Source organism: Rahnella sp. WP5 (assembly GCF_000745615.1).
Lineage (GTDB): Bacteria > Pseudomonadota > Gammaproteobacteria > Enterobacterales > Enterobacteriaceae > Rahnella > Rahnella aceris.
On the sequence record NZ_JQJR01000006.1, the window covers coordinates 278,801 to 294,189 of the forward strand.

A 15,389-nucleotide genomic window follows, 5' to 3' on the forward strand; every position below is an offset into this window, starting at 1 on the left:
CCTGTTATCTGGCGTTGTTTGTGCGAAAAGCTTCAATCAGTTCGATAAAGTGGTCAAACAGCGGTGCCGCATCGTGCGGGCCCGGGCTGGCTTCAGGGTGGCCCTGGAAACTAAACGCCGCTTTATCGGTACGGTGGATACCCTGCACCGTATGGTCAAACAATGATTTGTGCGTCACGCGCAGATTGGCTGGCAGGCCGGATTCATCAACCGCAAAGCCGTGGTTCTGTGTGGTGATCATCACGATATTTTTATCGAGATCTTTTACCGGATGGTTACCGCCGTGGTGGCCGAGTTTCATTTTCACGGTCTTAGCGCCGCTGGCGAGTGCCAGTAACTGATGGCCGAGGCAGATGCCGAAGACCGGTATGTCGGTTTCCAGGAAGGTTTTGATGGCGGCGATGGCGTAATCACAAGGCTCCGGATCGCCCGGGCCATTGGACAGGAAGATGCCGTCCGGATTCATTTTCAGGACGTCTTCTGCCGGAGTCTGTGCAGGAACGACCGTCAGGCGGCATCCGCGATCCACCAGCATGCGCAGGATATTGCGTTTCGCGCCGTAGTCATAAGCCACCACGTGGAATGGCAAGTCTTCGGCTTTTTTTGCTTCAGGCAGTTCACCTTCCAGAGTCCAGCTACCTTGTTGCCAGCGGTAAGATTCCGTCGTGGTCACTTCTTTCGCCAGATCCATGCCTTTCAGGCCCGGGAATGCTTTGGCTTTTTGCAGCGCCAGTTCAGCATCCGGTGAATCGCCCGCGATAATACAGCCGTTCTGTGCGCCTTTTTCGCGTAACAGACGGGTCAGTTTGCGGGTATCAATATCGGCGATGGCAACAATATTGTTGCGCTTGAGGTAATCAGAAAGATTTTCTTCACTGCGGTAGTTGCTGGCTATCAGGGGTAAATCGCGGATGACCAGGCCTTGAGCATGTACTGCGGAGGATTCTTCATCAGCGGCATTGGTGCCGACATTACCGATATGGGGATAAGTGAGAGTGACAATCTGGCGGGAATAGGAAGGATCAGTGAGGATTTCTTGATAACCGGTCATCGACGTATTGAAGACCACTTCCCCCACTGCCGACCCTTCTGCCCCGATGGCCCGACCGTGGAATTGGGTTCCGTCTTCCAGAACCAATAGCGCTGACTTTATCAAAGCATCCTCCAAGAATAATAAATCACAATATCTGCATATTAATTCAGATAACCCGATCTAAATCAATGCAAAAATCGCTCCCGAAGCCAATTTTTGGCAAATTGCGCGCATTCTAATGATGGCAGTTCGGTTTGTCTACCAAAAGCGCCAATATTTCTCTGTTTTTCGCACAACTCAGTGAAAATGGACTCTCACTGCCATAAAAACACAGCCTAAGTCAGTATAGTAACCGTTTGCGGAAGAGGATGTCTGAAAAATGACGAAGAAAGGAGTTTTGTTACAGCTCAGGGAAACAAGGGAGTGCAAAAAACAAACAATACAGCATGAGGGATCGGGATAAAGTCAGTAAAACACAGGATTCAAAATTAAAACAAACCCAAATAGCCATTTTAAATAAAAAAGAGAAGGGCAATCAAGGAACTGCCCTTTTATCAAAAGATTATGACCAAAACAACCACATCACATCTAAAATGTTGACTACAAATCTTCTAAACCAAGGACATCCCGCATGTCATAAAGACCACTTTTATGCGAGAAAAGCCATTTTCCTGCACGAACTGCGCCATTTGCGAAGGTCATACGGCTGGAAGCCTTATGGGTAATCTCAACACGCTCCCCGATATCGGCAAACATCGCGGTATGTTCACCGACGATATCGCCGGCACGAATGGTGGCAAAACCAATACTTTTTGGATCACGTTCACCGGTATGACCTTCACGGGCATACACCGCACAATCTTTCAGATCACGCCCTAACGCATCAGCAATCGCTTCACCCATTGCCAGTGCTGTACCTGATGGTGCATCAACTTTATGACGGTGGTGCGCTTCCACGATTTCAATATCCGTGTAATCGCCCATGACTTTGGCCGCTTTTTCCAGCAGCTTGAGGACAACATTCACGCCCACGCTGAAGTTGGCCGCAAAAACCACCGGAATAACCTCAGAAGCCTGCTTAATTGCAGCCTTACCGGCATCGTCAAAGCCCGTAGTGCCGATAATCATACCTTTATGGTGTTTCTGGCAAAATTCCAGATGAGCCAGGGTGCCTTCCGGACGGGTGAAGTCGATCAAAATATCGAAGTCATTCTTCACGGCATCCAGATTGTCATGCACTTTAATGCCAGCAGTACCCACGCCAGCCAGTTCACCCGCATCGGTGCCCACTAAGGAAGAACCGGTACGTTCCAGCGCTGCGCCCAACACCACGCCTTCGGCGTCAGAGATGGCCTGAATCAGCTGCCGGCCCATACGGCCACCCGCGCCAACAACAGCCATGCGAATATCAGCGTTACTCATAATTACTCTCTTCTTTTTGTGGTTCTGCCGTGAAACAGAATCAGGTTATCGACCCCGCGATCTGGGAGCCAGCAAAATTGCCTCATAATTAGAAAATTATGATACAGCCCCGTTAATATCAGTAAAAGCCATCTGGTTTCAGGTTACGCAATCTGTGATTTTGTGTTAAACGACTGGCAAAACTGGAACTAACGGACAAAAAAACACCAAAAAGCCCGCCTTAATGCGGCTCGCATAACCATGCAATGTAGTGCATAAGTTTCAGCTTTCGTCCGCCCTTCTCCCTGCATCTTTCGCGACACAGATTTTATCACTCTCCCCCAGGGCACCGTCTGACAATATGTATTAAAGGAGAAAGAAGAATATGACGGTGATTTCTGAAAACGCGTATTCACATCCTTGCGTGAGACAGATAAGCAGCAAACAAAACATTTCTTAGATCTTAAACATTAAATTTTTATTATATATGGCGAAATAATATTGATAAAATCAATGATTATGATAATAAATAGCAACCTAATTTTAACTGCCGAAATTTGATTTAAACGACAGTCAAAATAAGTAGCCTGGCTTCATAAGGCGCGTCTTCACCCTTACCAGACAGTCATCAGTAAGGGGAATATAAAAAAATACACACTGCCAATTTTGTTGCTGATTTTTCAGATCAGTATATTGGCACAGGGACTTAACATGAAATTCAAACTGAACAAAGTCACACAAGTGGCGACCGCAGGTCTTTTATTTGGTTTAACTTCTTTTGCTGCACACGCAGAAATCACTCTGATTAAACAAGACCCACAGCCGAACGATCCGCTGAGCCGCCTGAACTTCCAGGTTGGCGGCAGTATTCGTCCGCAGTTCCAGTTCCAGAACGGGGTGAAAAACTACAAGACCAATGGTTTTGATGGCGGTACACGTTTCCGTTTTTCTGCTGATTATTATCTGTTTGATGACATCAGCTGGATTAACTACTACGAACTGGGTGTGAATATTCCTGCCCTGACTGGCTGGGATAATCACCACGCAGATGGCGCGCATAACACCAGCCGTCGCATGCTCTACACCGGTCTGAAAAGCAAAACTTACGGCCAGCTGACCTTCGGTCAGCAAAACAGCGTTTATTACGATGTGGTCGGGGCAAAAACCGATATCTGGGACTACGATATGCTCGCTCAGGCACCGGGTAATGGTGTGAACGGCGACTACGATGGTTCTTACCGTTCCCGTAAGATGCTGAAATACAAAAACACCTTCGGCGATGCAGATGTCTATGCCTCTTATCTTTTCGAAGACAGTGAACTGCTCACCGGCAAAAACGGGCTGCGTTACAAACGTAACGGCGGCGGTTCTGTCGGTGTGGATTACCACATCACCAAAGATCTGACCTGGGGTACGGCGTACAACTACACCGACGCAGAAATGAGAAACCCGGGCGACAACACCTCTAAAGACTACAACCAGAGCATTGTTGGTACTGCGCTGAGCTGGAAACCCGGCAACTGGACAGCGTCCTTCGGTGGCGGTTACTACCATGACTTCCTGACGACTGGTGTGAAAACTGAAGATCGCTTCTTCGCGGGCGATGCTTATGGTCTGGAATACTTCCTGGGTTATGCTTTCCCAATCAATCAGCTGGCGGTCAAAACCATTCAGCCGTACTTCATGGGTGACCGTCTGACCTATGTAACCGGCCGTAATTACCAGCGTATTGATAACGGGTTGGGTGTGTCCTTCCAGCTCGATTACGGCTTCCGTGTTGATTACGAGCACGTGTTCACGTCCTCTACCGATAATCTCGGTGATATGAATCTGATCCGTCTGCGTTACGATTTCTAAATCTTAACGACTGAACTTTTGGGGCCAGCTTTACGTCTTATTGACGGGCTGGCCCTTTCTTTTTACACCATTTCATCTATCCCACGTACGCAAAGCCAGACTAAACTCATAGAGACAGCTGTCGCTATATCCACTATGTAACCTGCAGGAGAGCTTTGCGATGTCAGCATTTTTCCGGTCCGACGTGACTGCCATTGGCGACTACCGAGCCGAATTGGGTGAAACTCCCGTCTGGTGCCAGCGTACACAATCTTTGCTTTGGGTCGATATTCTGGCTCAGTGTGTTTTGCGCTACTGGCCCGACAACGGGCAAACTGAAATTCATGAACTCCCCTCGCTGACCAGCGCCGTGTTGCTGACCGAAAAAAGAAATCAATTTTTGCTGGTTTCCGTCGACGGGATCCATCTTTACGAGTACGAACAGAAAACCCGCCAGAAGCTTTGTGATTATCCCGGCGCAGAAGGCACCCGTCCGAATGAAGCAGCCATCGCGCCCGATGGTTCTCTGTGGTTTGGTACGCTGGATATAAAGGAAGAAAAAGATAACGGCGAATGGTTCCGCTATGAAGCGGGCGCAGAAAAGCCGGAAATGATGCTCGATGGCGTCGGTTGTACCAACACACTGGTCTGGTATGAAGGCAAAGTCTGGTTTGCAGACAGTAAGAAAAAACGCTTTTTCTCCGCCAACGCCCGCCGCATCAATCCACTGAAAATATCCTGTTTTTCTTCGGGCGATAAGATCCCCGATGGCTCTGCGCTGGCACAGAATGGCTGGCTGATCACTGCCTGCTGGGGTTCAAAATGCCTGCTGCGCCAGCAGATCAATCAGGGCGAATTACTGACACTGGATACCCAGCCAGTGCCGGTCACACAACCGAGTTGTTGCACGTTTGGCGGGCCGGATATGACTGAGCTGTTTATCACCTCGGCGCGAAAAAACCTCGATGCGCCACATGCGCTGGAGGGTGCGTTGCTGCACGTTGAAACCACCACCGTGGGTGCACCGCAGAATTTGTTTAAACTCCCGCCTCATTGATGCCGCAGGAGTGCAGACATAAAAAAACCGGCCACTTTGAGCCGGTTTTCATTTAGGATCTGAGATCAGTCGATCTGACGCACATCCACACGCAGTTCTTTTGGCACTTCGAACACGATATTTTCCTCGCGCCCTTCGATGTTGATCACATCAAGCCCGCCAAAGGTTTTCAGCTTGCTGATCACGTCCTGCACCAGAATATCCGGTGCGGATGCGCCTGCCGTAACGCCAATGCTTTTCGCATCTTTCAGCCAGTTTTCCTGAATATCTGCCGCCGAGTCGATCAGATAAGAAGGTACACCGACACGTTGTGCCAGTTCGGCCAGACGGTTGGAGTTCGACGAGTTCTTTGAACCCACCACCAGCACAACATCTGCTCCGTCAGCCAGCGTACGCACGGCTTCCTGACGGTTCGTTGTGGCATAGCAAATATCATCTTTACGCGGCCCGATGATTTTCGGGAAGCGATCGCGAAGCGCATCAATCACCGCAGAAGTGTCGTCAACCGACAGCGTGGTTTGCGTCATAAAGCACAGGTTGTTTTCGTCTTTCACCTGCAATTTATAAACATCTTCCGGCGCCTCGACCAGGTACATTCCCCCGTTCGGATTGCTGTACTGCCCCATGGTGCCTTCCACTTCCGGATGCCCGGCGTGACCAATCAAAATGGCTTCAGTGCCTTTACGGCTGGCGCGCGCAACTTCCATATGAACTTTGGTCACCAGCGGACAAGTCGCGTCAAACAGCATCGTCAGATCACGCGCTTTCGCTTCTGCACGTACCGCCTGAGAAACACCGTGGGCAGAGAAAATCAGAATAGACCCATCAGGTACTTCGCTGATTTGCTCGATAAAAACAGCACCGCGCTGACGCAGGCTGTCGACCACGTAGCGGTTATGCACCACTTCATGGCGGACATAGATAGGTGCGCCATAAATTTCCAGCGCACGTTCTACAATACTGATTGCGCGGTCAACACCCGCACAAAATCCTCGCGGATTAGCCAGCAATATCTGCATGTTTCCCCTCAAGCTCCGGGTCAATTTCCAGCACTTCAATATCGAAATCGATATGTTGCCCTGCCAGCGGATGGTTGAAATCTACAGTGATTGAATCTTCTGTCACTTCACGGACAACGCCCGGCATTTCGCTGCCATCACGACCACTGAACAACATGATGGTGCCGACATCCGGCACCCCAGTTTCCTGAAAGTCACGGCGGGAGAAGAACTGAACCAGATCCGGACTTTTGCTACCGAATGCCGATTCAGGGGCTAACGTGAACGCCCGTTTATCCCCTACGTTCAACCCTAACAGCTGATTTTCCAGCGCGTCAGACAAGCTGCTGTCGCCAAGGCGAAACAGTGCAGGTTTGCCATTGGCGCGGGTTGATTCCGCCGTAGAGCCATCTTCCAGCTTCAACGTAAAATGCACCAGTACAGCGCTGTCATGTTTCACCTGTTGAGACATAGACCTTATCCTTTACTCTTTGTAGCTTCTGATGGCTTTGCCAGAAAACCTTCCAGCACCACCATGGCTGCGCCGACACAGATAAAACTGTCAGCCAGATTGAACGTAGCAAAATGCCAGTTACCGACGTAAAAATCGATAAAATCGACCACAAAGCCGTGATACAGGCGATCAAACAAGTTGCCCAGCGCCCCGCCGATAATCATCGCAAAAGCGATATTGTTCAGCTTTTGCTTCGCGGTGCCGCGGTACATCAGCACGACCAGCGCCACGACAATCACCAGCGCGATTAACGCAAAGAACCAGCGCTGCCAGCCGCCTTTATCAGCCAGGAAGCTGAACGCAGCGCCATGATTTTGCGCGTAGAACAGATTTAAATACGGGATCAACGGCATGGATTCACCGAGCTGGAAGTTTCCCATAATGAGAAACTTACTGCCCAGATCCACGATGATGACCACGACCGCCAGCCAGAGCCAGCGGAGTCCGGTGGAACAAATCGATTTACTCATTATGCAAACTTACGCTCTTCGCCGTCACCGGCGATGTTAGTGACACAACGGCCACAGATGTCGCTGTGTTCCGCGTTCTGACCAACGTCAGTTGTGTAATGCCAGCAACGCGGACATTTGTCGCCTTCCGCTTTCGCCAGACCGATTTTCAGGCCTTTGAGCAATTCACTCGGCACAGTGGCATCGTCAGCTTCAGACAAAGCGGCGACTTTCGCGCCTGATGTCAGCAGGACAAAGCGCAGTTCGTTGCCCAGAGAACGCAGGTCCGTTGCCAGCGCATCATCAGCAAACAGCGTGACCGCCGCTTCCAGAGAACCGCCCAGACGTTTATCAGCACGCGCCTGTTCGATCACTTTGTTCACTTCGCCACGGACTTTCAGCAGTTCATCCCAGAACGCATCGTTCATGGATTCGTTGCCCGCCAGACCGAACAAACCGTCATACCATTCTTCGGTAAAGACGAATTTCTCACGACTTCCCGGCAGTTCTGCCCAAATTTCATCGGCAGTGAACGACATGATCGGTGCCATCCAGCGGACCAGTGCTTCGCTGATGTGATACAGCGCGGTCTGACAGCTGCGACGTGCAACGCTGTCGCTTTTCGCGGTGTACTGGCGATCTTTGATGATATCCAGGTAGAAGGAACCCATTTCGATCGAGCAGAACTGCATCAGGCGTTGAACGACGCCATGGAAATCATAGGCTTCGTACGCGGCAATGATTTCGTCCTGTGCGGCTTTCGCACGGCCAACAGCCCAGCGATCCAGAACAACCATGTCTTCCGGTGCCACGCTGTGCAGCGCCGGATCGAAACCGTTAAGGTTCGCCAGCAGGAAGCGCGCGGTGTTACGGATGCGGCGGTAAGAATCCGCAGCACGTTTAAGGATTTCGTCGGACACGGCGATTTCGCCGGTGTAATCCGTAGATGCCACCCACAGACGCAGGATGTCGCCACCCAGCTTGTTCATCACGTCTTGCGGCGCAATAGTATTGCCGATGGATTTAGACATTTTGCGACCCTGACCATCCACGGTGAAACCGTGCGTCAGAACTTGTTTGTAAGGCGCTTTGCCTTTCATGGCAGTCGAAATCATCAGGGAAGACATGAACCAACCACGATGCTGGTCAGACCCTTCCAAATACAGATCCGGTGAATGACCGTTAAACTCAGGACGCACATCCACCACGGAAGAATGCGTTGAACCGGAGTCAAACCACACGTCCAGCGTATCCGGCACTTTGACGTATTCAGCAGCGTCCGCACCCAGAATGTCTTCCGGATTCAGATCCCACCACGCCTGAATGCCATCCACTTCAACACGTTTCGCCACTTCTTCCATCAGCTCAAGGCTGCGCGGATGCAGTTGCTCAGTGTCTTTGTGAACGAACAGAGACATCGGCACGCCCCAGGTACGCTGACGGGAGATACACCAGTCAGGACGGTTAGCGACCATGTTTTCGATACGCGCCTGGCCCCAGTCCGGGATCCACTGCACGCCTTTGATCTCTTCCAGAGACTGCTGACGCAGGCCTTTCTGATCCATGCTGATGAACCATTGTGGCGTCGCGCGGAAGATGATTGGCGTTTTATGACGCCAGCAGCACGGATAGCTGTGCGTTATTTTCTCAACGTGCAGCAATGCGCCTTTTTCGCGCAGCAACTCAACGATCAGATCGTTGGCTTTAAAGACGAATTTACCGTCCAGCGTCGGGTAAGTGCCTGGCAGATAGCAGCCGTTTGGCCCTACCGGGTTCGCCACTTCCAGACCGTATTTCTGGCCGATAACAAAGTCGTCCGGGCCATGCCCCGGTGCGGTATGCACGGCACCAGTACCGGCATCGAGCGTCACGTGATCGCCAAGGATCGCCGGCACATCGAAACCGAGGAATGGGTGTTTGAAGCGCAGCAGTTCGAGGTCCGCGCCTTTACATTCGCCCAGTACAGTCCATTCTGCGATACCGGCACGTTTCATGACGCTTTCAACCAGATCGGTTGCCAGGATCAGGCACTGGCCTTCAACCTGAACCAGCTGATAAGAAAACTCAGGGTTCAGTGAAATCGCACGGTTAGCAGGCATGGTCCACGGCGTGGTGGTCCAGATAACCAGTGAGATCGGGCCGTTAAAAGCAGATACGCCAAACTTCGCAGCCACGGCGGCAGCGTCAGTCGCGTTGAACGCCACATCAATTGAAGGAGACGCTTTGTCGTAATACTCAACTTCTGCTTCTGCCAGGGATGAACCGCAATCTGTACACCAGTGAACCGGCTTAGCCCCTTTGTGCAGGTGGCCGTTACTGATGATTTTACCCAGCGCACGAATAATGTTGGCTTCAGTTTTGAAGTCCATGGTCAGGTACGGGTGATCCCAGTCGCCCAATACGCCCAGACGGATGAAGTCTTTCTTCTGGCCTTCAACCTGCTCTGCTGCGTATTTACGGCACGCTTCACGGAATTCTGCCGCAGTGACTTTCTCGCCCGGTTTGCCGATCAGCTGCTCGACTTTAAGCTCGATTGGCAGACCATGACAGTCCCAGCCAGGAACATACGGCGCATCAAAGCCCGCCAGTCCTTTGGACTTAACGATCATGTCTTTAAGAATTTTGTTTACTGAGTGACCAATATGAATGCTGCCATTCGCATACGGAGGGCCGTCATGCAAAATAAAGGTTTTCTTGCCTTTCTTGGCAGCACGAATAATCCCGTACAGATCCTGGTCATACCAATTTTTCAGCATGTCAGGTTCACGCTTGGCCAGATCGCCACGCATCGGGAACCCTGTTTCCGGCAAATTCAGGGTGTTCTTGTAGTCACTCATAGATTCTCGGTTCCGTTTTCGGCTGGATTCCAGGCTTTGTTACACGCCTGTCAGTACATGTTTAGCGCAGTGTCTTTAACCCAAAGAATTCCCGGGCCGTCACTTCATCGTTCGCAATCTGTTGCTTTAAAGCATCAAGCGAGGAGAAACGCTGTTCGTTGCGCAATTTCGCGCGGAGCACCACATCAATGTGGCGCCCGTATAAATCTAATGTGGTGTCGAGAAGGTGCACTTCCAACTGCTTGCGCACGCCTCCGACTGTAGGACGTATTCCAATGTTCGCCACGCCCGGCAGAGGTTCAGGCCCGAGGCCTAAGACTTCAACCGCATACACGCCGCGCACCGGAGACACGAGCCGCTTCAACGGCACGTTTGCCGTCGGAAAGCCGATGGTGCGTCCCAGTTTATCGCCGTGTACGACCCGGCCCGAGATACTGAACGGATGGCCCAGTAAATTCTCGGCCAGCGCCAGATCATCGTCGCGCAACGCATTACGGATCGCCGTGCTGCTGATGCGGTTCTCACCTTCACGGAACGTTTGCGTGCTGATCACTTCAAAGCCGTATTCTTCACCGGCTTTCTGCAATAGCTCAAAATCCCCCAGACGGCTGGCACCAAAGCGGAAATCATCCCCGACAGTCAGGAATTTAACACCCAGCTTCTCTACCAGCAGTTGTGAGATAAAGGCCTGCGCCATATGTGCGGCAAACCGGGGTTCGAAACGCACACATAAAAGGTAATCAACCCCGCACTCCGCCAGATACTTGGCTTTGTCACGCAAACTGGTCAGGCGTGCAGGTGCTTTATCACCGGCAAACAATTCCAGAGGCTGTGGCTCGAAAATCATTACCATCACCGGCAACCCCAGACGTTGACCTTCCAGCTTAAGCTGTTCAATCAGGGCCTGATGACCACGGTGTACACCATCAAAATTGCCAATAGTCAGCACACATCCATGATGACGTGCTCGAATATTGTGTATTCCGCGAATTAGCTCCATAGCTGGCTCAAATCCAATGCTGACTCATAACGATGGAAATCGGCGGATTATACCTTGTACAGCCTCCAAGGTTAACCAGCGATTAGCAGGATCACACCATTCTCTCTTGCATACGGCAGATATTGCGGTTCAAATGGCGGCGTGGCGATGAAAATCTTTCGTTGCATACAGGGAATGCGTGACTTTTCGCATAAACAAAGCGTTAATGGCCGTAGTGGGCAGTTTGTACACTCTCCTGTCGATTTTTCTCGCGAAAGACTGTATTCCGATGCCGGAAGCTGTTAAAATCCTGCGCCATCACAACGTAACAAGCGACGAGTAAAGTTCACTCTTTAAAACGCCGCTTATTTGCACAAATCCGTTGACAAAAGAAGACCGAAAAGGCATATTCCTCGGCCTTTGAATTGTTCATCAATAGAAAAATATTTGGGAGTTGGCCTTGGCTAATATCAAATCAGCTAAGAAACGCGCCGTACAGTCAGAAAAACGCCGTAAGCACAACGCGAGCCGTCGTTCTATGATGCGTACCTTTATCAAGAAGGTATACGCGGCTATTGCAGCAGGCGACAAAGCTGCTGCACAAAACGCATTTAACGAAATGCAACCAATCGTGGACCGTCAGTCTTGCAAAGGCCTGATCCACAAAAACAAAGCAGCGCGTCATAAGTCAAACCTGACTGCGCAAATCAACGCAATGCAATAATCGCATTACGCTGAAATGCTTGATAAAAAAACCGGCTCACGCCGGTTTTTTTATATCTGAAATTTGAGTTCAACACTAAAAGCTATTCAAACAACGCTGAAAAGTCCGTATGGCAAATCCGCTGTACCGAAGGATGCTGAATCATTCTTTCAGCAAATATCACGTAGTACTCTTCCATAATCCCTTCCACCCGTCCGACTTCCTCTATTTTTTCATCCTGAAATTCAGTTGATGAATAAATAGCCGGAGCGACAAATATCGCGTTGTTGTTCATTCCAAACGCTTTCATCAGCGCGGCATCATCAAACTCACCGAGAATATTGACCTTCAGCCCCTGCGTATTAAACCAGTTCAGCAGTTTGCGCCCCAGCATTGAACGCCTGCCGGGGATGAGTAATGAACGACGCTCCAGACAAGCCGGGAAATTCATGCCTGCCGGTGGATTACAACAAAAGAAGCTGATCGGACTTTCACCCAGTTTGACCGAGAACAGCCCTGCCTGCTGCGTGGAGTCCACCGGGCAATCAGACAAAATCATGTCCAGTTTATGCTGGCTCAGTTGTTCGAGCAGCATTTCGTGAGTCGATTCAAAACAGCGCAGATGAATTTGCGCGTTGTCCGGCACGGCAGCTTCCAATACGCGACTGACCAGTCGTTTGGATAACGCATCCGCCACACCCACATCAAACAACAGGCTCGCCTCTTTGCGGTAATTCACGATATCCAGCATTTCCTGACTAAGGGTGAACATTTTATCCGCATAGCGGTAAACCAGTTGCCCTAACTCAGAAGGCACCAGCCCACGCCCCTGCCGTTTGAAGAGTTTCCCATCCAATCTTTCTTCCAGGGATTTAATCTGCCCGGTGATCGTTTGCGGAGTAAGGTGCAACACTTCCGCAGCTCCCACAACAGAACCTGATTTACACACGTGCCAAAAATAATACAAGTGGTTGTAATTGATATGAGGCATGGTTTCACCCTTTCCGAAAGTATGAAGTCAGCATCATTATTAATTTGCACGTTTCTTAGGCAAGGCCCGGCTCAGGAGCAGGTATCCCAGAACCGCTGATGCGACTGATCCCATCAGGATGCCCATTTTGGCGTACGTCAGCAACGCAGGCTCCAGCGTCGCAAAGGCCAGAGAACCAATGAAAATCGACATCGTAAAACCGATACCGCACAGCACGGAGACTGCCGAAATTTGGCTAAAAGTTATGCCGGATGACAGCCGTGTAATCCCTGATTTCAAGGCGATCCCGCCGAACAGAATGATACCCAGCGGCTTACCGAGAAGAAGCCCGGCAGCAATACCCATGGGTAATGTCGAGAATGAACCCGCAACTGTCACGCCCTGCAAAGAGATACCCGCATTGGCGAACGCAAACAGCGGCAAAATAAACCAGGAAACATAGGGGTGGATCCCATGCTCCAGGCGGCGAGCAGGTGACCTTTTATTCTCTTTGGTTCTCAGCGGAATTAAGAAGCCAAGAATGACACCCGCCAGCGTCGCGTGGATACCTGATTTCAGCACACACACCCAGAACACAGCACCAATCAGCAGGTACGGCGTCAGCTTCGTTACCCCCCGCCAGTTCAGTAGAGCCAGTACAGCGATGCACACCGCCGATAACCCCAGTGCCATCATCGACACATCGTGACTATAAAACAGTGCGATGATCACGATGGCACCCAAGTCATCAATAATGGCCAGTGCCAGCAGGAACACTTTTAACCCGGTCGGCACTCGTGACCCCAGCAGTGCCATCACCCCCAGCGCAAACGCAATGTCCGTTGCCGCCGGAATAGCCCAACCCTGACGGGCTATTTCATCGCTGCCGTTAAACAGTAAATAGATTAATGCCGGAACAACCATACCCCCGAGCGCGGCAATGGCAGGAAACATCGCCTGCTCGCGGTTGGCCAGCGCGCCTTCGCACATCTCACGCTTGACTTCCAGACCAATCATCAGGAAAAACACTGCCATCAGGCCATCGTTAATCCACAGCAAAAGTGGCTTGTCGATCAACAGCTCGGAAAAACGCAGGGTGACGGGAATATCCAGAAATGCCTGATAAATCCCCTGCAACGGACTATTCGCCATGATTAATGCCACAATGGCTGCGATGATTAATATCACACCACCGGCGGCTTCCATCCGTAAAAACTGACGAATGATATTTGACATTCTGACTCTCCTGTAGAAAAAACGTGGCAAAAAAAAAAGCTCACCACAAGGGTATGTCTGAATTGTACGCAAACTATCACTTCGTAAAAAGTCGATTATTTCTGGATTATACTTCGCTTTTTACGAATCATTGGTTTTCACATTGTTGAATAAAAATCCATAAAAAATCCCCGGCGCGTCAACCGCTGCCGGGGATGTTATCTGGCTTTCCGTCGCTCGATTCGCGAAAGCTTAGCGGGTCAGATCATCAAAGAACTTTTTCACGCCGTCCAGGAAGCTTTTAGAGCGCGGGCTGTTTTTCTCACCCGAAACGCCACCAAAGCTTTCTTCCAGATCACGCAGCAACTGCTTCTGCTTCTCGTTCAGGCTGACCGGAGTTTCCACTACCACCCGGCACATCAGGTCGCCCTGAACGCCACCACGGACAGATTTCACACCGCGCCCGCGCATACGGAACATTTTGCCCGTTTGCGTTTCAGCAGGAATTTTCAGGCTCACGCGGCCATCAAGCGTTGGCACTTCAATTTCGCCACCCAGTGCTGCCATGGCAAAATTGATTGGCACTTCGCAGTACAGGTTATTACCTTCGCGCTCAAAGATTTTATGCGCTTTAACCTGAACCTGAACGTACAGATCACCTGACGGAGCACCATGCTCACCGGCTTCGCCTTCACCCTCCAGACGAATACGGTCTCCGGTATCCACACCCGCAGGAATCTTCACTGACAGCGTTTTTGAACGTTCTACGCGACCATGACCATGACATTTGGTGCACGGATCTTTAATCACTTTACCGCGCCCCTGACAGGTCGGACACGCCTGCTGGACTGTGAAGAAGCCCTGACGCATCTGAACCTGACCTGCACCATGACAGGTCGGACAGGTGGTCGGAGAACTCCCCGCTTTCGCGCCGCTGCCGTGGCAAACGTCACATTCATCCAGTGTCGGGATGCGGATTTCTTTGGTGACACCACGAACGGCCTCTTCCAGAGTCAGATCCATGTTGTAACGCAGGTCTGAGCCCCGGCTGGCACGCTGACGGCGCCCGCCGCCAAAGATGTCGCCAAAGACGTCACCAAAGATGTCGCTGAAATCTGCACCGCCGCCGCCGTAGCCACCACCGCCGCCCATGCCACCTTGTTCAAAGGCTGCATGACCATACTGGTCGTAGGCCGCACGCTTTTGCGCATCGGTCAGAATTTCATAAGCTTCTTTAATTTCTTTGAATTTGCTTTCAGATTCTTTATCGCCCTGATTGCGGTCAGGGTGATGTTTCATCGCCAGACGCTTATAAGCCTTTTTGATTTCACGCTCATCCGCTGTTTTGGATACGCCTAAAATCTCATAATAATCTTGCTTCGCCATGCTTTAACCTA

13 protein-coding genes are annotated in these 15,389 nt (G+C 50.9%); 3 read left to right on the forward strand and 10 right to left on the reverse strand.

Features of this window, described 5'->3' with window-relative positions; genetic code table 11:
- Window positions 1–4 precede the first annotated feature (4 nt).
- Both carA and dapB read right to left on the reverse strand, forming a co-directional pair.
- On the reverse strand, window positions 5–1,156 hold the full coding sequence (carA, locus tag EX31_RS03835) for a glutamine-hydrolyzing carbamoyl-phosphate synthase small subunit (RefSeq protein ID WP_037033458.1): 1,152 nt from the start codon (window positions 1,154–1,156) through the stop codon (window positions 5–7).
- Window positions 1,157–1,633: 477 nt separating this feature from the next.
- Window positions 1,634–2,455: a 4-hydroxy-tetrahydrodipicolinate reductase gene (dapB, locus tag EX31_RS03840; RefSeq protein WP_013577056.1), complete on the reverse strand. Its 822-nt coding sequence runs from the start codon at window positions 2,453–2,455 to the stop codon at window positions 1,634–1,636.
- 690 nt (window positions 2,456–3,145) lie between these two features.
- Here dapB and EX31_RS03845 point away from each other — a divergent pair.
- Entirely contained in the window at window positions 3,146–4,291 is a 1,146-nt protein-coding gene (locus EX31_RS03845; RefSeq protein WP_037033459.1) for a porin, read from the forward strand.
- Window positions 4,292–4,451: 160 nt separating this feature from the next.
- The gene (locus EX31_RS03850) at window positions 4,452–5,327 is read left to right on the forward strand and encodes an SMP-30/gluconolactonase/LRE family protein (protein ID WP_013577058.1); all 876 of its coding nucleotides are present in this window, start codon (window positions 4,452–4,454) and stop codon (window positions 5,325–5,327) included.
- A gap of 65 nt (window positions 5,328–5,392) precedes the next feature.
- Here the strand turns inward: EX31_RS03850 and ispH are convergent, their stop codons facing one another.
- The 5 genes from ispH to ribF all read right to left on the reverse strand — a co-directional run bounded on the left by ispH (window position 5,393) and on the right by ribF (window position 11,125).
- Complete coding sequence (ispH, locus tag EX31_RS03855) at window positions 5,393–6,346, reverse strand: 4-hydroxy-3-methylbut-2-enyl diphosphate reductase (protein ID WP_013577059.1); 954 nt, start codon at window positions 6,344–6,346, stop codon at window positions 5,393–5,395.
- Entirely contained in the window at window positions 6,327–6,797 is a 471-nt protein-coding gene (gene fkpB / locus EX31_RS03860; RefSeq protein WP_013577060.1) for an FKBP-type peptidyl-prolyl cis-trans isomerase, read from the reverse strand. Before fkpB ends, ispH begins: the two co-directional genes overlap by 20 nt.
- Before the next feature lie 5 nt (window positions 6,798–6,802).
- Window positions 6,803–7,309, reverse strand: coding sequence for a signal peptidase II (gene lspA, locus EX31_RS03865; protein ID WP_013577061.1), 507 nt, complete (start codon window positions 7,307–7,309; stop codon window positions 6,803–6,805).
- Window positions 7,309–10,125, reverse strand: a complete 2,817-nt coding sequence (ileS, locus tag EX31_RS03870; RefSeq protein ID WP_037033461.1) for an isoleucine--tRNA ligase — start codon at window positions 10,123–10,125, stop codon at window positions 7,309–7,311. The genes lspA and ileS overlap by 1 nt, the downstream gene beginning before the upstream one ends.
- A gap of 61 nt (window positions 10,126–10,186) precedes the next feature.
- Window positions 10,187–11,125 carry a bifunctional riboflavin kinase/FAD synthetase gene (gene ribF / locus EX31_RS03875; RefSeq protein WP_037033462.1) on the reverse strand — a complete coding sequence of 313 codons (939 nt, stop codon included), beginning with the start codon at window positions 11,123–11,125 and terminating at the stop codon, window positions 10,187–10,189.
- A gap of 439 nt (window positions 11,126–11,564) precedes the next feature.
- Between ribF and rpsT the strand changes: the two genes are divergently transcribed.
- On the forward strand, window positions 11,565–11,828 hold the full coding sequence (gene rpsT, locus EX31_RS03880; RefSeq protein ID WP_013577064.1) for a 30S ribosomal protein S20: 264 nt from the start codon (window positions 11,565–11,567) through the stop codon (window positions 11,826–11,828).
- An 82-nt stretch (window positions 11,829–11,910) separates the two neighbouring features.
- Here rpsT and nhaR read toward each other — a convergent pair whose 3' ends face one another.
- The 3 genes from nhaR to dnaJ form a co-directional block, all read right to left on the reverse strand.
- Entirely contained in the window at window positions 11,911–12,798 is an 888-nt protein-coding gene (nhaR, locus tag EX31_RS03885) for a transcriptional activator NhaR (RefSeq protein WP_037033463.1), read from the reverse strand.
- A gap of 39 nt (window positions 12,799–12,837) precedes the next feature.
- On the reverse strand, window positions 12,838–14,013 hold the full coding sequence (gene nhaA, locus EX31_RS03890; protein ID WP_013577066.1) for a Na+/H+ antiporter NhaA: 1,176 nt from the start codon (window positions 14,011–14,013) through the stop codon (window positions 12,838–12,840).
- A gap of 231 nt (window positions 14,014–14,244) precedes the next feature.
- On the reverse strand, window positions 14,245–15,378 hold the full coding sequence (gene dnaJ, locus EX31_RS03895; RefSeq protein WP_013577067.1) for a molecular chaperone DnaJ: 1,134 nt from the start codon (window positions 15,376–15,378) through the stop codon (window positions 14,245–14,247).
- Window positions 15,379–15,389 lie beyond the last annotated feature (11 nt).